The sequence below is a fragment of the Pseudomonas sp. NPDC086278 genome (assembly GCF_050280905.1).
In the GTDB taxonomy this organism is placed as follows: domain Bacteria; phylum Pseudomonadota; class Gammaproteobacteria; order Pseudomonadales; family Pseudomonadaceae; genus Aquipseudomonas.
Window position 1 is genome coordinate 1 of record NZ_JBNNWE010000018.1, and the last position, 17,097, is coordinate 17,097.

The window sequence follows — 17,097 nt, forward strand, 5'->3', positions numbered from 1 at the left end:
CCCTGAGTGGGTGCCTTACCTGTACGTCGCGATGTTCGGTGCGGTCATGATCGCCGTCGGTATTGCCTGCCAGTTGATCCAGCTCTACGTCAGCGCCAACACCTTGCCGCTGCACGTCGAGATCCTCTACAACGAATACAACCACGTGGCCGCGTTTGCGGTAGCGAGCCTGTTGCTGATCATGGCGCTCTTCATCCTGCTGCTGAAGCAGTGGAGCGAAAACCGTATTAACCGCCTGCGCGCCAGCGCCGCGGAGGAATAATTCATGTCGATCGAAGTGCGTAACGTCAGCAAGAATTTCAACGCGTTCAAGGCGCTGGACAACATCAGCCTGGACATCCACAGCGGCGAACTCGTGGCGCTGCTCGGCCCGTCGGGTTGCGGCAAAACCACGCTGCTGCGGATCATCGCCGGCCTGGAAACGCCAGATCAAGGCAACATCGTGTTCCACGGTGAAGACGTTTCCGGCCATGACGTGCGTGATCGCAACGTCGGTTTCGTGTTCCAGCACTACGCGTTGTTTCGCCACATGACGGTGTTCGACAACGTCGCGTTCGGTTTGCGCATGAAACCGAAAAACCAGCGCCCGAGCGAAAGCCAGATCGCGGTCAAAGTCCACGAATTGCTGAACATGGTGCAACTGGATTGGCTGTCGGATCGCTACCCGGAGCAACTCTCCGGCGGTCAGCGCCAGCGCATTGCATTGGCCCGCGCCTTGGCGGTGGAACCCAAAGTCTTGCTGCTCGACGAACCGTTCGGCGCCCTCGACGCCAAGGTCCGTAAAGAACTGCGTCGCTGGCTGGCGCGGCTGCACGAAGACATCAACCTGACTTCCGTGTTCGTGACCCACGACCAGGAAGAAGCGATGGAAGTCGCCGACCGGATCGTGGTGATGAACAAGGGGGTGATCGAGCAGATCGGCTCACCGGGCGATGTGTATGAAAACCCGGCCAGCGATTTCGTCTATCACTTCCTTGGTGATTCCAACCGCCTGCACTTGGGCGAGGACAACCACGTGCTGTTCCGTCCGCACGAGGTGTCGCTGTCGCGGCATGAACTGGAAGATCACCACGCGGCTGAAGTGCGCGATATCCGGCCACTGGGCGCCACGACGCGGGTGACATTGAAGGTGGAAGGTCAGAGCGAGTTGATCGAAGCTGAAGTGGTCAAGGACCACGACAGCCTGACCGGGCTGGCGAAGGGCGAGACGTTGTTCTTCAAACCCAAGGTCTGGCAGAAACTCGCCAACATCTAAAGCAAAAGCTTCGTCGGAAAGCCGCCCGGACCAAGCTCGCTCCCACAGTGATTTGCGTGTTCACACACAAATCCCCTGTGGGAGCGGGTTTACTCGCGAAAGCGATCTACGCAGCAGCACGCTTCGGATTGACTCGAACACCCCCCGCCCGCGCCTCGATCTGCGCTTTCAGGTCATGACGCAGCCCCAGCAAAAACGCCAGTTCCGCCACCACAAACAACGGCCCGACAATCAGCCCCGTCACATCATCCACAAACGCCGGTTTGCGCCCTTCATAGTGATGGCCGACAAACTGAATCACCCAGCCCACCACGAACATCCCGAGACCGCTGACCAGCCACACCAGTGTGCTTTGCTGCGCGAGCACATGGCCGAGCCATACGCAAAGCCCCAGCAACACGGTCATCAAAACTCCCAGCCGCACTTCGAGGCGCAGGTAAAACCACGCCGACGCCAAGGCTAAAAGCACCGCAGGCGAAACCCAGACCCCGGCCACCGGCCATTCAGGCCGCGACAACAACACCGCCACCGCCACCACAATCAGCGGAATGCCGATGAAATGGCTGGCGATGTTGCGCGGATCACGGTGGTAGGTGGCGTATTGACTGAGATGGTCAACGAGGCTTTTCATTGTTATTCCTCCTGTAGGGTGACTGATCATGCCCCGGGTTCACTTTTCGCTCTGTCGGGCAGGCGACAATCTTTAGGAGTTTCCATGGATATGCAGGCCTGGCGTTCACGCCTGATGACGGGGCAATGGTTCAGTCATCTACCTGTGCCCTTACAGGATAGTCTGCTGGCTGCCGCCCGCATTCGGCGCTTGTCGGCGGGGCAGTTGCTGTTCAAGCGCGGTGGTCCGCCCTGCGGGTTGTACGCGGTGCTCGAAGGCTCGGTGCGCATCGGCGCGGTCAGCGAGCAGGGCAAGGAAGCCGTGTTGAGCCTGGTGGAGCCACCGCACTGGTTTGGCGAAATCTGCCTGTTCGACGGCCAGCCGCGCACCCACGATGCGTTCGCCGTGGGCCAGTGCGTGCTGCTGCACATTCCGCAGGTTGCGCTGCTGAAGTTGCTCGACGAACAACCGGTGTACTGGCGCCAACTCGCGCTGCTGATGAGCCACAAGTTGCGCCTGACCTTCATCAGCCTCGAACAGCTGAGCCTGATGCCCGCCCCGGCACGCCTGGCTCATCGCCTGCTGATGATCGCCCAAGGCTATGGCGAAACCGATCCGCCGCGCCGCGCGCTGCAACTGCCACAGGAGCAACTCGCTGCGATGTTGTCGCTGTCGCGCCAGACCACCAATCAGATTCTCAAGGAGCTTGAGGGGCAGGGAATTCTCGGTCTGAGCTATGGCGAAATCGAGATTCTCGACCTGGAGAAATTGCGGGCTACCTGTCAGATATGACAGTAGCGAGGTGCGTGTCGGCGGTGTAGAAGAAGTTTGTCGATCACGACAACAAGGAGATGACCGATGAACGATATGAGCAACTACAAAGGTGCTGAGGCGCTTGGTAAGCCGTCGACGAATGCCGTTGCTGCGCCTGTGGTGACATCACCGTCGCCAGGCAGCAATGTCGAAAACCCCGTGCAGTTCTCGGGAGTCGGTGAGGAGGGCTGGGTGGTCTATGTCTACGCCGTACCCACCGACGGTGACCCGATCGCCTCCGCGTTGGTTAAAGACGGCAAGTGGTCGGTATCGGCGAGTCTGGAGGTCCGTGCCTATTCTGCGTTTGCACTGCAACGGCACGACCGTGAAACGTCTGATTGGGGGGATATATTCGATTTCACGGTGAGCAAGTGACAGCGCGACTTGTTGAATAACGCCATCAAGCCGCGTGCGTTGCGCGCGGCTGCAGTTTTATTAACCACAGCGTCGGCCTTCACCAGCATTGCACTCACTGATCGTCCGGCGGGAAATCCAAGTTTGTCATGGGCAACTCACTTAAAGAGGCCTAGCCTGTGAGGCTGACCAATCGAGGTGTGCCATGCGTGTGCTGTTAGTAGAAGACGAACCGGAGACCGCCAAACTCCTGGCCAGCGGCCTGAATGAGGCGAGCTATTCGGTCGATGTGGCACTCAACGGCATGGACGGCCGGCGCTATATCGAGACCGGCGAATACGCACTGATCATCCTCGACGTGATGCTGCCGGGGCTCAACGGCTGGCAGTTGCAGCAGCAGATCCGCAAGCTGGGCGAGACGCCGGTGCTGTTCCTCACCACCGAGGACGGCATCGAGGATCGGCTGCGGGGTCTGGAGTTGCATGAGGACGATTATCTGCTCAAACCGTTTGCCGTGAGCGAGCTGGTGGCGCGGGTGCGCAAGTTGTTGCGACGGGATCGGGGGCGGTAAGCGATTCTGCTTGGTCTTGAAAATTGCCATCGCGAGCAAGCTCGCTCGCCCATTTGATCTGCAGCGGGCACACAGTTAGTGAACAGCCGAGATCCGCTGTGGGGGCGGGCTTGGTCCGGGCGGCGCTCCGACGAAGAGGCCGGCCCAGACAACCCGCCTTCCGGATCAATCACCGCAACCCATCCCGAAACTGCCCCGGTGTCACCCCCGTCCAGCGCTTGAACGCGCGGCTGAAACTGCTGGTGTCGGCAAACCCCAGCAAATAACTGATTTCACTCAACGAGCATTGCGGGTCACGCAGGTGCAGCAGTGCCAGGTTTTCGCGGCTTTCATTGAGCAGCGTGTCGAACCGGTAACCTTCGTCCGCCAGGTGCCGTTGCAGGCTGCGCAAGCTCAGGTGCAAGGCCTTGGCGATGTGCTCGGCGCTGGGCTCGCCTTCGGGCAATTGCTCCTCGATGGCGTCGCGCACCTTGCGTTCCCAGGTCAGCGGCTTGAGTTGCGCCAGGGTGCGCTTGAGCACGGTCTCATTGTGTTCGGCCAGTTCCGGGTTGGCGTCGTCCAGGTGACTATCGAAGTCCACCAGGGAAAACTCCAGTCGATCTTCGTCAGCGGAAAAATACACCGGTGAGCGGAAGACTTTGTGCCACTGATGCGGGTCGGCGGGTTCCGGACGCCGCAAGTAAACCGCCAACGGTGCGTAGTCGCGACCCAGACGATTGCGGCAGGTGCGCACGTAAATCGCGGTGAAGGCGTCGATGGCTTCGAACGCGGGCGCCGGGTTGCCGGCAGGAATTTTCAGGCGAAACCGGTAGCGATCCTCGGCGCGGGTCAATTCCAGCTCCAGGGCATCGCTGACCACTTGGTGATAGCGCACGATGCGCTCGAACACTTCGCGCAGGCTGCCGCTGGCCACCAGCGCATAACCAAGCGCGTGAAACGTGGTCGGGCTGACAAACCGCGACACGCGCAAGCCAATCGCCGGGTCGCCGCTGACTTGCACCGCGATTTCCCACAGGCGCGTGGTGCCGGACAACGGGTAACGGGCGTTCGGGTCGTCCATCAATTGAGGGTCGAGCCCCGCCTGGTGACACAGGGCGGTGCTGTCGAGGCCCAGCGCGTCGAGTTGCTTGCGCAGGGCACGGGTCCAGCTGGCGAGGGAGGTCGGTTCAGTCATGCTGATTGGCGCTTCCGGTCAACAGGTTGGCGTTCACGGCTACCGCCTTGCGCGGTTTCACAGGGCAGGATGCGAACATCAATAACCAGAGGATGGAAGCATGGACCGTACTTCTGCAAGTCCCCAGCGACTGAATGCAGCCCAGCGATCAGCACATATTCGCGAAGTGGTGCTGGCCAAAGGGGTCGAACTGCGTAAGCGCTACCCGATTCTCAACCATCAGGACGCCTTGGGCGTGGCCATTCTGGCCTTCGCCCTGGCCGGCATGATCGGCTCGGCGGCGCTCTACATCACCGGGCACATGGCGTGGTGGGCGTGCCTGCTGCTCAACGCGTTTTTCGCCTCGCTGACCCACGAACTGGAACACGACCTGATCCACAGCATGTATTTCCGCAAACAACGCGTGCCGCACAACCTGATGATGGGCCTGGTGTGGCTGGCTCGGCCGAGCACGATCAATCCGTGGATCCGTCGGCATCTGCACCTCAATCACCACAAGGTGTCCGGCACTGAAACCGACATGGAAGAACGCGCGATCACCAACGGCGAGCCGTGGGGTTTTGCGCGGTTGCTGATGGTCGGCGACAACGTGATGTCGGCGTTCATTCGCATGCTGCGGGCCAAAACCTGGGCGCACAAGTTCAGCATCATCAAGCGCACGCTGAAGGTCTACGCGCCGCTGGCGCTGGTGCATTGGGGCGCGTGGTATATGTTCCTCGGTTTCCATGCGGCCAATGGCGTTGCCTACTTGATGGGCACGTCGGTGGAATGGTCGGCGACGACGCTGTCGGTGATGCAGGTGATCGACATTGCGGCGGTGGTGATCATCGGCCCGAACGTGTTGCGCACGTTCTGCCTGCACTTTGTCAGCTCGAACATGCATTACTACGGCGACATCGAAGCCGGCAATGTGATCCAGCAAACCCAGGTGCTGAACCCTTGGTGGATGTGGCCGTTGCAGGCGTTCTGCTTCAACTTCGGCAGCAGCCACGGGATTCACCATTTTGTGGTGAAAGAACCGTTTTACATCCGCCAGATGACCGTGCCGGTGGCGCATAAGGTGATGCGCGAGATGGGCGTGAGGTTCAATGATTTCGGGACGTTCGGCCGGGCGAACCGGTTTGTGCGCAAGGAAGAAGTGGCTGTGGCAAACGGGCGTGCAGCCAGTATTTGATTGGCTGTATTTGACGGCCCCTTCGCGGGCAAGCCCGCTCCCACAGGTTTCAAAGTGAATGCTGAGTTTGCATTGAACACAAATCACTGTGGGAGCGGGCTTGCCCGCGAAGGGGCCGGATCAGACACCATCAATCCGGCTGAAACGGCGACTCACTCAAGATCACTCCGGTCTCATCGACATATTTTTGCCAATGCTCAATCAACCCGCTGAGCTTTTCCGGCTGACTCAAAGCCAGATCATGAATCTCCCCCGGATCGTTCCCCAGGTCATACAACTGCCAGGTCGCCGGCCCAACCGGTCCCGGGATATAAACCGCCTTCCACTGCCCCTGCCGAATCGCCCGTCGTCCGAACAATTCCCACCCGGTCACCGTGTGCTCGTCATGCACCTGCGCCGTCTCGCCGGACAGAAACCCCAGCCAGGATTTGCCGCGAATCTCAGCCACTTGCTTGCCGCGCCATTGCTTGCCCGGATGCCTCACACCGGCCAGATCAAGAATGGTCGGCGCGATGTCCATCACCGTGCCAAACCCGTGGCTGATCTGCCCTTTGAGCGACAGTTGCGGGTAATGCATCAGCGCCGGCACGCGAATTCCTCCTTCGGTGGTAAACGCCTTGAACAGGCGCGACGGCGCGGTCGCGGTCTGCGCCCAGTTTGGCCCGTACCAGACGTAGGAATTGGCGCGGCCGATGTTGTCGAGGCTGTTGTCGTAATGCTCGTTCAGGTAGGTCATCAGCTCCGGGCCGAACTTGGGAAACGCCTCCAGCAATGCGCCCTCGGCGCCGTTATCGGACATGAACAGGATGAAGGTATTGTCCAGTTGCCCTTGTTGGCGCAGGTAATCGACGACACGTCCGATGTTCCAGTCCATGCGCTCGACCATCGCCGCGTACACCTCCATGGCGCGCGCGGAAATCTGCCGTTGTTCGTCGCTCAGGGCTGCCCATTGGGCGGTCAGCTGGATCAGTGGATGCGGCTCGACATCGGCCTCGATCAGCCCCAGGGATTTCAGTTTTTCCAGACGCTCCAGCCTGAGCACCTCAGGGCCGGCGTCGTAGCGACCGCGATACTTCTCGACGACATCAGCCGGCGCCTGCAACGGCCAGTGCGGTGCCGAAAACGGCAGGTAGGCGAAGAACGGCCGGGTCTGGTCGCGTTCCTTGAGGTATTGCAGCAACTTGTCGCCGAAGGCATCCGAGGAATAGAAATCCTTGGGTAACTCGTCGATGAATCGGTCGTCCTCGATGTACAGCGCCGGCGTCGATTTCAGCAGGCCGGGCGTCTGTTCGTCGTAGGTCGGCTCGAAACCGTAATGGTTGGCGGCGCCGGGCAGCAGTGAAAAAGAACGCTCGAACCCCCGGGCGTGCGGCGCCAGTTCAGCCGTCAGGCCCAAGTGCCATTTGCCGCTCATCAACGTCTGGTAACCGGCCTCGCGCAACAGCTCGGGCAGCGCCACCACGCGGTCGTTCAAGTAGCCTTCGTAGCCGGGTTTGCCGATCAGGTCCGGTGTCAGCGCTTCGGCCATGGTGCCGATGCCCGCGATGTGGTGGTCGGTGCCGGTGAGCAACATCGAGCGGGTCGGCGAGCAGGTGGGCGCGGTGTGGAAATCGGTGAGGCGCAGGCCGTTGTTCGCCAGTGCATCCAGATTCGGCGTGGCGATTTCACCGCCGAATGCACCGAGGTCGGAAAAGCCCAGGTCATCGGCCAGGATCACCAGAAAGTTGGGACGTTGCGGCATCGAAAATCTCCTGTTCAGCAGGCAATGAAAGACAGCGGCAAATCACGGACCTGCACCTGTACGGGCGGCTGGTAGTGGCCGTCGCTGGTGAGTTCGTGCAGCAGTTCTTCGCGCAGTTGATGGAAGTCGAAGCTGCTGCGCTGGCGCGGATGGGGCAGGGCGATGTCGACCACTTGCTTGATCCGTCCGGGGCGCGGCTCCATCACCACCACGCGGTCAGCGAGAAAAATGGCTTCCTCGACATCGTGGGTTACCAGAATCGTGGTGATTTTTGCCCGCGCGCGAATCGCCAGCAGCTCGTCCTGCATCTGCTGGCGGGTCAGCGCATCGAGGGCGCCGAACGGTTCGTCCAGCAGCAGGATACGCGGGCTCGCCACCAGCCCGCGAGCGATGGCCACCCGTTGCGCCATGCCGCCGGAGAGCTGATGCGGATAGGCGCGGGTGAAATCGGTCAGGCCCACCAGTTCGATGAAATCACTGACCCGTTGTGCCTTTTGCGCGCTGCTCAACGGTTCGTTGACCAGGCCCAGGCCGATGTTGTCGGCCACCGTCAGCCACGGGAACAAGCGGTGTTCCTGGAACACAATGCCGCGCTCGCCGCCAATGCCGGTGACGGCTTTACCGTCCACGGTGATCTGCCCGCGAAACTGCGTGTCAAGGCCGATCAGCAGCCGCAGCAAGGTTGACTTGCCGCAGCCGCTCGAACCGACGATGGCGACAAATTCGCCCTCGGCAATGTCCAGGTTGAATTCGTGAATCGCCTCCAGCTCGAAGCCATCGACGTCGAAGGATTTGCCCACGTGATTGAAGCTGACAATCGGTGCGTTCATGCGTGTCTCCAGCGGGTGGCGCGGATTTCGAGGCGTTGGCCAATGAGGTTGAGCAGGGCGCCGGTCAGGCCGACCAGCAACATGCCGGCCATGATCAGGTCCATGCGCAGCAGTTGTTGGGCGCCGATCATCTGGCTGCCGATGCCGCCGTTGGACGGCATGAAATATTCGGCGCCGATGGTGCCGAGCCAGGCGTAGATCAGGCTCAGGCGCAGACCGGCGAAAATTCCCGGTGCCGCGCCCGGCAATACCAGGCGGCGCAGCCGCTGGCCGAGGCTCAGGCGTAACACCTGCGCGGCCTCGTTGAGTTGTGGCGAGAGGTTGGCGACGCTGCGTTGAGTGGCGATGAACAGCGGAAAAAATGCGGCGAGGGCGACGAACACCCACTTGGCCAATTCCCCCAGGCCGAACCAGGCGGTGAGCAGCGGCACCCAGGCGAAAATCGCGATCTGGCGAAGGGCGGCGAGGGTCGGGCCCAGCACCCGTTCGCTGGTGCGCGACAGGCCCAGCAGCAATCCCAGCGCAAACCCGAGGCCACCGCCGAGCAGCAAGCCGCCGAGGGTGCGACCCAGGCTCAGCGCCATGCCGGCGATCAACGTGCCGTCGAGCAAGCCGTTCCAGGCGGTGTCGAGGACCGCCAACGGGCTGACCAGAATATTCGCGTCGACCCATTGCTGATCCGTCGTCACTTGCCACAACGCAAGCAGCGCCAGCGGCAGCAGCCACGGTTGCACCCGTTGCCAGCCTTCGTAGCGCGGGCCGCGGCGGATTTCCGCGGTCGCCGGATGCGGCCAGTGCACCAGTTTTTTGTCGAGCAGCCCGATGCCGCGATCCATCACCACGCCGATCACGCCGATGACCACGATGCAGACAAAGACGATGTCGAGCATGAACAGCTGTCGCGCCCAGACCATCAGGTAGCCGATGCCTTCGCTGGAGGCGAGCAGTTCCACCGCCAGCAACGATGTCCAGCCAGCGGCCAGTGCGAGCCGCACACCGGCCATGAAGGCGGGCAACGCTGCGGGCAGCACCAGGCGCCGGATCAGCAGCCGTGGCGGCAAGCGCAGCACCGCCGCGGTTTCGCGCAGTCGGGGTTGCGCATCACGCACGCCGACCAGCGTGTGCAAGGTCACCGGCACGACGATGGCCTTGATCAGCACCACCAGTTTCAATACTTCGCCGATGCCGAAAAACACCATGAACAGCGGAATCCACGCCAGCGTCGGTACTTGCGCCAGCCCGGCGAAGGTCGGGAACACCAGGCGCTCCAGTCGACGGCTGAAACCCAGCGCCGCGCCCAACACGGCCCCGGCGCTGATCCCGGCGAGCAAGCCCCAGAACAGGCGTTGCAAGCTGATCCACAACTGACTCCACAACTCGCCCTGGGCCAATTCCACTGCGCTGCTCCAGACCAGCGACGGCGCTGGCAGGATCTGCTCGCTCATCCAGTGATTGCGGCTGGCCAGCCACCACAACGCGAACAAACCGAACGGCAACAACCAAGGCAATAACCGCTGGCCGAGACGCGGCCAACGGCGTTTGCCATTGAGCGACGGCGCGGCCAGCGGCAGGCTGAGAAGGGAAATACGGGCCATGGATGACCTCCGTTGTCGGGTTGCAATACAGGCTGGCCTGTCGTGGGGCTCCTACAGGGTTTAAGTGATATGCAAAAAAGATCTATAAATATGCATGTCAATTCTATTAGGAGATAAGCCAAGCCATTTAAGGCTTACAGCCGATACGCATCCAATGCATTCGATGAATATTTTTGATGCTTTTTAAGCATGGCGATCCACAGCGCCCGTATTTGGTGGTTTAGGTCAAAAAGATCTAAAAATGTGAATTTATATTATTTAAGTGCTGGTCCTGATTCAGCCTACTTTCAGCTCCACTACGCCCGTTGTCCTCAGGAGCCGCATCTATGAACCGCCCTTTCAAACGTGTCATCAGTCTGTTCGCCGCACCGGCTCTGGCAAGCATGCTGGCGTTCACCGTCAACGCTGCCGAACTCAAGGAAATCCGCATCGCCGTGCCCGACCTCAGCGCCGGCACGCAGCACAGCGGCGGGGGCGTGGTGGATGTGTTGCGCGAACAGCAGATCTACGAAAAAGCCTTCGCCGATCAAGGCATCAAGATTCAGTGGAGTTTCTTCAAGGGCGCAGGCCCGGTGATCAACGAAGCGTTCGCCAACGGTCAGGTGGATTTGGCCTACCTCGGTGACTTGGCGGCGATCATTGGCAAGTCGAATGGCCTGGATACGCGGCTGCTAAGCGCCTCGGCGCGCGGTGTGAAGCAATACCTCGGCGTGTTGCCGGGTTCCGGAATCAAGACGCTGCAGGACCTGAAAGGCAAACGCGTGGCGATCTTCAAGGGCACCGCGACGCAACTGTCCTTTGATGCTGCGTTGGCCAGCCAGGGGCTGAGCGAGAAAGACCTGAAGGTGATCAATCTGGACTTCAGCGGTGCGGTTGCCGCGCTCGCGGCCAAGCAGATCGACGCGTCGTGGGGCAGTTCCGGGCTGACGGCGTTGCAGGCCAAGGGCTTGGCCGAGTTGCCGCTGAACACCAAGGACCTGGGCGGCGCCGGCAGCATACAGAGCGTGTTGGTGGGCTCCGGCAAGTTTGTCGACGAGAATCCCGAGGTAGTGGCCAAGTTTCTGAAAGCGCAGCAGCAAGCGGTGGACTGGCTGACTCAGGACAGCAACAAAGAGGCCTACATTCAATTGGTGTCAGGGCTGGCAAGTTACCCGCCGGTGATTCTCTCCCAGGACTTGCAGGACCAGAAGTTGAGCGAGGTGTTCCCGTCGACGCTGGACCCGGTGTTCCTTGGCAAATTGCAGGACGCGGTGGATTTGGCGTCGCAGCAGCGGCTGATTCGCAAGCCGTTCAAGGTATCGGAGTGGGTGGCGCCTGAACTGGCTGCGGCAAAGCTCTGAATCTTTAGCGCCAGCATGGACGCTTTCGCGAGCAAGCCCGCTCCCACAGTGGATGTGTAAACACATAACCCTGTGGGAGCGGGCTTGCTCGCGAAGAGGCCCTAAACCGCGACAGAGATTTGCTGCTTATCCACCGCCACCAGCGTTTCAATCATCGCCCGCGCCGCCGGCGACAACCGAAACCCGGTACGACTCACAATCCCGCACCGCGCGTTCATGCTCTCAATGTTCTGCGGCAGATTTCGCCAGTGCAGCAGCACCAGTGAACCTTGCACACTGTCTTCCAGAAACGCCTCCTCCGTGCCGATGCCGATGGCATTCGACTGCAACACAATCTTCACCAGCGCCGGATAATGCTCGGTCTCGATGGTCGGCGAAAAATCGGTACGGCCACTGAGATTCGCCAGCAGTTTGCGAATGCCTGGCGGGATCAGCGTGGTCGCCAGCGGGTAATCGAACATGTCATTGGTCGACAGGCTTTCCTTGGCCAATAACGGATGGCCCGGCCGGCAGAAAAACACCCCGCGCTTGGGGGTCAAGGCCTGGGTCTGGAAGTTGGGGTCGGATTCAAAGTGGCGGATGTCGGCGATGAAGAATTCGATCTCCTCGCGGCTCAGCGCGCGGCTGAGTTTTTCCCAGTTATCCACCTCGAAACAGGTGCGCACTTTCGGGTGGGCGTTGATGAATTGCGCCACCGCGTCCGGCACCAGTTTCACCGCTGGCGCCGGGCCGCAACCAAAGCGCAGTTCCCCGGCGTCGAGCTTGGTCATCTGCGTCACTTCCGCACTGAGCAACGCCGCGCCCTGCACCAGCGACAAGGCGTGTTGCAGCACCACCTGGCCTTCGGGCGTGGGGCGTAAATCCTTGTTGCCACGGTCCACCAGCACACACCCGAACTCCTGCTCCAGCCCTTGGATACTGCGGCTGAACGCCGGTTGCGTGATGCCCATGGCGTCGGCCGCGCGGACAAAACTGCGGTGTTCGTTGAGGGCGATGAAGTAACGCAGCTGACGAAGATCCATATGCTTTTCCGGCATCCTAAAAATAGCTCGAAGGCATTTGCGACGAGGGTTGCTAGAGGTTTTAAATGCAAGCTCTTATTCCGTCAACGAAGCATGTGAATATCTATTAGACCTAAATTGAATATAGATAGAGCGTTGTTTCGCTGTCGCTCAACCGTCAGCAGTCCGATAGAGGGTCTACCCATGAGCAATGCCGCTTTAGCTGTAAAACCCGCTGTTCACGCACTTGAAATCCATCCAGTGGCCGGTCGGATCGGCGCCGAGATCCGTGGCGTGCACCTTTCCGGTGAACTGGACGCCAGCACCGTTGAAGCCATCCAGCAGGCGCTGGTGCAGTACAAAGTGATCTTCTTCCGCGAGCAGACGCATCTCGACGATCAGCGCCAGGAAGCGTTCGCTCATCTGCTCGGCGAGCCGGTGGCGCACCCGACTGTACCGGTGCGTGAAGGCACGCGTTATCTGCTGGAGCTGGACGGTGCCGAAGGCCAGCGCGCCAACTCGTGGCACACCGACGTGACCTTCGTGGAGGCGTATCCGAAAGCTTCGATCCTGCGCTCCGTCGTGGCGCCGGCATTCGGCGGCGACACGCTGTGGGCCAACACCGCGACCGCTTACAACGAACTCGCCCCCGAGCTGCGTGAACTGGCGGACAAACTGGTGGCCGTGCACAGCAACGAATATGACTACGCCGGCGCCAAGCCTGACGTCTCGGCGGAGAAGCTTGAGCGTTACCGCAAGATCTTCACCTCGACGGTTTACGAGACCGAGCATCCGGTGGTCCGTGTGCACCCGATCAGTGGCGAGAAAAGCCTGTTGCTGGGGCATTTCGTCAAGCGCATCAAAGGTTATTCGCAGGCGGATTCGGCGCACCTGTTCGGGCTGCTGCAAAGCCATGTGGTGCGTCAGGAAAACACCGTGCGCTGGCGCTGGCAGGCTGGTGATGTGGCGATCTGGGACAACCGTTCGACCCAGCATTACGCGGTGGATGACTACGGCACTCAGGACCGGATCGTGCGGCGGGTGACACTTAAAGGTGAAGTGCCAATCGGGGTGGCGGGGCAGCGGAGCCAGACCATTAAGGGAGCTGAAGTCAGCGGCGTCTGATCGGACGCTATCGCGGGCAAGGCCGCTCCCACAGTGAAGTGATGTTGAACACAATGGATGTGAACAGACACCAAACACTGTGGGAGCGGCCTTGCCCCGGGCGCGGCGTTCCGACGATGCTTTTCACCAAACGCCGATCTGTACCATTTTCTCAGTCTGCGGCTCACCGTACCGAAATCTCTGCCCCCGCACATCAATCTCCTGATGACTGATCGTCGTCCTGCGTTTCAACCCACGCACCCACTCGAACAAATACCCCGCATGCTCTTCGCGCACGGCCGCATACGCCGGGTCAGCGCCCAGATCGTGTAACTCCTGCGGATCATTCAGCAGATCAAACAGCTGCGGTCGAAAGCCGTCATACGCCAGGTATTTCCAGCGTTCGCTGCGGACCATGGTCATGCGGCAACGGTCGATCGGTTGCGCCAGCCGCTCCCGCGCCGGGGCCTGGAAGGCGTAGTCGTATTCGCTGATGGCGTAGCGGCGCCACTCAGTGTTCACACCGTGCAGCAACGGAATCAGCGAGCGTCCCTCCAGCCGATGCTCGGCACTCGGCAACCCAAGTGCTTGCAGAAATGTCGGCAACGCATCGATGGTTTCCACCAGCCGCGCATCCACCGAACCCCGCGTGGCATCCGCCGCCCGACGCGGGTCGCGCACGATCAACGGCACGCCGACCGCCGGCTCCAGCAGAAACTCTTTTTCGCCCAGGTAATGGTCGCCGAGGAAGTCGCCGTGATCGCTGGTAAACACGATCAGCGTGTCGTCCCAGCGACCGTTGCTCTGCAGAAAATCAAACAGCCGCCCGAGCTGATCGTCGACCTGTTTGATCAGTCCCATGTAGGTCGGGATTACGTTTAGCCGCACCTCTTCACGGGAGAAATTCAGGCTCTCTTCATGCTGACGAAACGCGGTGTACACCGGGTGATCGCTCTCTTCGCCGAGCGCTGCACGGATCGGGTCGACGACGTGTGCGGCGCCGTACAGCGCGTTATAGGGCGCAGGCGCGATGTAAGGCCAGTGCGGTTTGATGTACGACAGATGCAGGCACCACGGATGCTCGCCTTGTTCGCCAATGAAGTCGATGGCACGGTCGGTGGTGTAGACGGTTTCGGAGTGCTGCTCTGGGATGCGCGCCGGCACATGGGCGTTGCGCATTTGCCAGCCACTGAGGATTTCGCCCTGAGCACCTGCGCCGGCGTTGGCCCACTCGTGCCACGGGTTGCGGCCTGCAAAACCGAGGTCGCGCAGGTAATGGGTGTAAGGCGCTGATTCACGTTTTTCGTCGAACAGCGGGTCGTCGGGAAAGATGCCGTCGTGGCGAAAGTACGGTTCGAAGCCGACTTCGTTCAGCATCTCGGCGTGTTTCGGGTCGATGGCCAAGCGTTGCAAGGCCGGCTCGTTCGGCGTGGCGTGGGTCTTGCCGACCAGCGCCGTGCGAATGCCGTGCGGCCGCAGGTAATCGCCGAGGGTCAGCTCCTCCAGCGGCAACGGCACGGCGTTCCACGCGACTTGATGGCTGCTGACATAACGTCCGGTGTAGGCCGACATCCGCGACGGCCCGCAGATGGTGCCTTGGGTATAGGCGCGGCTGAAACGCACACCGGCAGCGGCCAGACGATCGATATTCGGCGTGTGCAGATGCGGGTGGCCGTAGCACGACAAGTAATCGCGGCGCAGTTGATCGCACATGATGTACAGCACATTGCGCACGGGGTTCGGGGTGTTGGGCATGGGGTTCACCGATCAAAAGACAGGCGAGGGTTTTCGCTGGTTGGGCGGGTTGGGGCAAGTGCATTTGGGGAATGGGGTTGATGCAGGGGTTGCATCGTTGCTTGGGCAGATCAACATTCGGCTAGAAGCAGCTGCTCAGCGTTCCCCTGGCTGGTTTTTTTTTGCTCATGGGCTTGGCGTAGCCGGTCAAGTGACTCGCCACCACCACTGCCATCCAGCGGGAGATCGGTCAGCACCGTAAACCGACGACTGAAAGGGTTCCGCCTAAGGTTTACAGTAGCGTCCACATACAGAGTTAGTTTGTATCTGTGGGGCACTCAACCTACATGGATCGCCCCGATTTTGCCGGTAGTGAGTGACCGCTTTTGGATGATTGTGTTGAAAAAGTCGGTCCTTCCAGACTGCCCACGTATTGACTGCTGAAAATGCCTTTTTTGCGCGCAGCTACGCGAAATCTGAGTCCGGAATCCTCTACTCAAAGTAAAGATTTCAATCTCAAGCGCGTACTTTTCTGCCGTGGAAACCATGGCCGCCTTTTTCAACAGAATCGGCCGTTTTCTGCCTATGGAGGCCGACTGAAAGCAAGCGTCCGGTTAAGGCGCGTTGCGATGAGCTAGGCTGTGATCACTAAAGATTGAGGTTCCCAACATGGAATGTCATGTTCGCCCCGCAACAGGCGGAGATACAGCAGCGATTAGCCGTGTAGTGATCGCTGCTCTGCGTGAGTCAAATTCACAGGATTACTCACCTGACGTTATCGCTCAGGTGGAACGGAGCTTTGCTCCTGAAGCCGTCAGCGCACTGCTCGATAAGCGCAAGATTTTCGTAGCCTTGCTAGGCGAAAATATTACCGGCACTGCAAGTCTCGACGGTGATGTTGTTAGAAGCGTTTTCGTTGATCCTTCGTACCAAGGTGGCGGTATCGGTCGGCAGTTGATGAATGTCATACATGCTATTGCTGCCAGCGGTGGTGTTAGAGCTTTGCGGGTGCCGTCGTCGATTACAGCGGAGAAGTTTTACGCTGCGCTGGGTTATCAGAAAATCCGCGATGAGTTTTATGGGATTGAGCGCACCATCGTTATGGAAAAACGGCTTGAGGATTAGTCCTGGCCTTTCACCCACTTATGCGGCAGCAATTCAGTGATTTCACTCGCCCGCTGCGTCGGTAGGCGCGTGAGAACATCTTTTAGGGCTGAAAACGACCCAAAGCGGCCCTACACGAAGGCTCAGCTACAAAACGCGTAAATGGGTTAGTGGACGAGATTCAGTGCGTTGTTGGCCCGCTCACCACAGCAATGCTTCAACTTCATCGTATTTCTCAGCCACTTTAAGGAAGGTGCCCGCCCAACCACTGCTGAGGCTGACTTCTTGCAGTGGACCGGTTGGAGCAAAAAGAACAGCAACTTTCATCCTTTCGGGTAGCACGCCAGATTTCAGCGTGCTGACCAAACCTAGCAATTCTCTCTTTGCCTGCTCTTCGTCCTCCCAACGTGACCAGCAGAAGTCATTGTCCGGAAGAGAAATCAGTTCAATGGCTGCTTCAAGAACATGGATGAGACTTTCAATAGGGAAGTCATGATCTTGCTCTCCATGAATCAGCTGCTTTGCACGATCCAAATTCATAGGGTGACTGACTCTTCCTGCTCGTGGCGGTTAAAACACATTGAGGCTAGCGCGTACAGGGATGGAGAAACAAGAGAACAGCCCCTATTTCCGAACGACTGCTTCTGGCCGGATTCAACCGGTCGACGAAGATTGGCTAAATCGTTCAGCGGGGCAT

The 17,097-nt window shown here is 59.9% G+C and carries 16 protein-coding genes and 1 pseudogene; 9 read left to right on the plus strand and 8 right to left on the minus strand.

Translation table 11 applies throughout. The annotated features are described in order from the left end of the window. Together ACQKP4_RS07955 and ACQKP4_RS07960 are read left to right on the plus strand one after the other, a co-directional pair. Nucleotides 1-262: pseudogene (locus ACQKP4_RS07955) on the plus strand (hypothetical protein); the annotation flags it as partial. A 3-nt stretch (nucleotides 263-265) separates the two neighbouring features. Further along, the gene (locus ACQKP4_RS07960) at nucleotides 266-1,255 is read left to right on the plus strand and encodes a sulfate/molybdate ABC transporter ATP-binding protein (RefSeq protein ID WP_427631987.1); all 990 of its coding nucleotides are present in this window, start codon (nucleotides 266-268) and stop codon (nucleotides 1,253-1,255) included. A 106-nt stretch (nucleotides 1,256-1,361) separates the two neighbouring features. Here ACQKP4_RS07960 and ACQKP4_RS07965 read toward each other — a convergent pair whose 3' ends face one another. Further along, nucleotides 1,362-1,886 carry a DUF962 domain-containing protein gene (locus tag ACQKP4_RS07965; RefSeq protein WP_427631989.1) on the minus strand — a complete coding sequence of 175 codons (525 nt, stop codon included), beginning with the start codon at nucleotides 1,884-1,886 and terminating at the stop codon, nucleotides 1,362-1,364. 84 nt (nucleotides 1,887-1,970) lie between these two features. Here ACQKP4_RS07965 and ACQKP4_RS07970 point away from each other — a divergent pair, with 84 nt between their 5' ends. The 3 genes from ACQKP4_RS07970 to ACQKP4_RS07980 all read left to right on the plus strand — a co-directional run bounded on the left by ACQKP4_RS07970 (nucleotide 1,971) and on the right by ACQKP4_RS07980 (nucleotide 3,603). Further along, nucleotides 1,971-2,657 carry a Crp/Fnr family transcriptional regulator gene (locus tag ACQKP4_RS07970; RefSeq protein WP_427631991.1) on the plus strand — a complete coding sequence of 229 codons (687 nt, stop codon included), beginning with the start codon at nucleotides 1,971-1,973 and terminating at the stop codon, nucleotides 2,655-2,657. Nucleotides 2,658-2,723: 66 nt separating this feature from the next. Further along, the gene (locus tag ACQKP4_RS07975) at nucleotides 2,724-3,053 is read left to right on the plus strand and encodes a hypothetical protein (protein WP_427631993.1); all 330 of its coding nucleotides are present in this window, start codon (nucleotides 2,724-2,726) and stop codon (nucleotides 3,051-3,053) included. Nucleotides 3,054-3,237: 184 nt separating this feature from the next. Beyond that, nucleotides 3,238-3,603: a response regulator gene (locus tag ACQKP4_RS07980; RefSeq protein ID WP_427631994.1), complete on the plus strand. Its 366-nt coding sequence runs from the start codon at nucleotides 3,238-3,240 to the stop codon at nucleotides 3,601-3,603. Between the two features lie 169 nt (nucleotides 3,604-3,772). On the opposite strand, the gene ACQKP4_RS07985 is transcribed toward ACQKP4_RS07980, so the two are convergent. Continuing rightward, nucleotides 3,773-4,777 (minus strand): AraC family transcriptional regulator, encoded by a 1,005-nt coding sequence (locus ACQKP4_RS07985; protein WP_427631996.1) that lies wholly within the window; start codon nucleotides 4,775-4,777, stop codon nucleotides 3,773-3,775. A 100-nt stretch (nucleotides 4,778-4,877) separates the two neighbouring features. Between ACQKP4_RS07985 and ACQKP4_RS07990 the strand changes: the two genes are divergently transcribed. Then, nucleotides 4,878-5,951 (plus strand): fatty acid desaturase, encoded by a 1,074-nt coding sequence (locus ACQKP4_RS07990; RefSeq protein WP_427631998.1) that lies wholly within the window; start codon nucleotides 4,878-4,880, stop codon nucleotides 5,949-5,951. 130 nt (nucleotides 5,952-6,081) lie between these two features. On the opposite strand, the gene ACQKP4_RS07995 is transcribed toward ACQKP4_RS07990, so the two are convergent. From ACQKP4_RS07995 to ACQKP4_RS08005, 3 genes are read right to left on the minus strand one after another with little or no spacing between them, the layout of a single operon-like run. After that, nucleotides 6,082-7,692, minus strand: a complete 1,611-nt coding sequence (locus tag ACQKP4_RS07995) for an arylsulfatase (RefSeq protein ID WP_427632000.1) — start codon at nucleotides 7,690-7,692, stop codon at nucleotides 6,082-6,084. 14 nt (nucleotides 7,693-7,706) lie between these two features. Then, nucleotides 7,707-8,522 carry an ABC transporter ATP-binding protein gene (locus tag ACQKP4_RS08000; protein WP_427632001.1) on the minus strand — a complete coding sequence of 272 codons (816 nt, stop codon included), beginning with the start codon at nucleotides 8,520-8,522 and terminating at the stop codon, nucleotides 7,707-7,709. Further along, a complete protein-coding gene (locus ACQKP4_RS08005) occupies nucleotides 8,519-10,117 on the minus strand; it encodes an ABC transporter permease (RefSeq protein WP_427632003.1) in 1,599 nt (532 codons plus the stop codon). The genes ACQKP4_RS08000 and ACQKP4_RS08005 overlap by 4 nt, the downstream gene beginning before the upstream one ends. Nucleotides 10,118-10,443: 326 nt before the next feature. Between ACQKP4_RS08005 and ACQKP4_RS08010 the strand changes: the two genes are divergently transcribed. Further along, nucleotides 10,444-11,457 (plus strand): ABC transporter substrate-binding protein, encoded by a 1,014-nt coding sequence (locus tag ACQKP4_RS08010; RefSeq protein WP_427632005.1) that lies wholly within the window; start codon nucleotides 10,444-10,446, stop codon nucleotides 11,455-11,457. A gap of 101 nt (nucleotides 11,458-11,558) precedes the next feature. Here the strand turns inward: ACQKP4_RS08010 and ACQKP4_RS08015 are convergent, their stop codons facing one another. Then, the gene (locus ACQKP4_RS08015) at nucleotides 11,559-12,479 is read right to left on the minus strand and encodes a LysR family transcriptional regulator (protein WP_427632007.1); all 921 of its coding nucleotides are present in this window, start codon (nucleotides 12,477-12,479) and stop codon (nucleotides 11,559-11,561) included. A 183-nt stretch (nucleotides 12,480-12,662) separates the two neighbouring features. On the opposite strand from ACQKP4_RS08015, the gene ACQKP4_RS08020 reads away from it, so the two are divergent. Next, nucleotides 12,663-13,583 carry a TauD/TfdA dioxygenase family protein gene (locus tag ACQKP4_RS08020; RefSeq protein ID WP_427632009.1) on the plus strand — a complete coding sequence of 307 codons (921 nt, stop codon included), beginning with the start codon at nucleotides 12,663-12,665 and terminating at the stop codon, nucleotides 13,581-13,583. A gap of 123 nt (nucleotides 13,584-13,706) precedes the next feature. Here the strand turns inward: ACQKP4_RS08020 and ACQKP4_RS08025 are convergent, their stop codons facing one another. Next, entirely contained in the window at nucleotides 13,707-15,317 is a 1,611-nt protein-coding gene (locus tag ACQKP4_RS08025) for an alkaline phosphatase family protein (RefSeq protein ID WP_427632010.1), read from the minus strand. 648 nt (nucleotides 15,318-15,965) lie between these two features. Here ACQKP4_RS08025 and ACQKP4_RS08030 point away from each other — a divergent pair. Further along, nucleotides 15,966-16,421, plus strand: coding sequence for a GNAT family N-acetyltransferase (locus tag ACQKP4_RS08030; protein ID WP_427632011.1), 456 nt, complete (start codon nucleotides 15,966-15,968; stop codon nucleotides 16,419-16,421). Nucleotides 16,422-16,601: 180 nt separating this feature from the next. Here the strand turns inward: ACQKP4_RS08030 and ACQKP4_RS08035 are convergent, their stop codons facing one another. Next, a complete protein-coding gene (locus ACQKP4_RS08035) occupies nucleotides 16,602-16,940 on the minus strand; it encodes a hypothetical protein (RefSeq protein ID WP_427632013.1) in 339 nt (112 codons plus the stop codon). Nucleotides 16,941-17,097 lie beyond the last annotated feature (157 nt).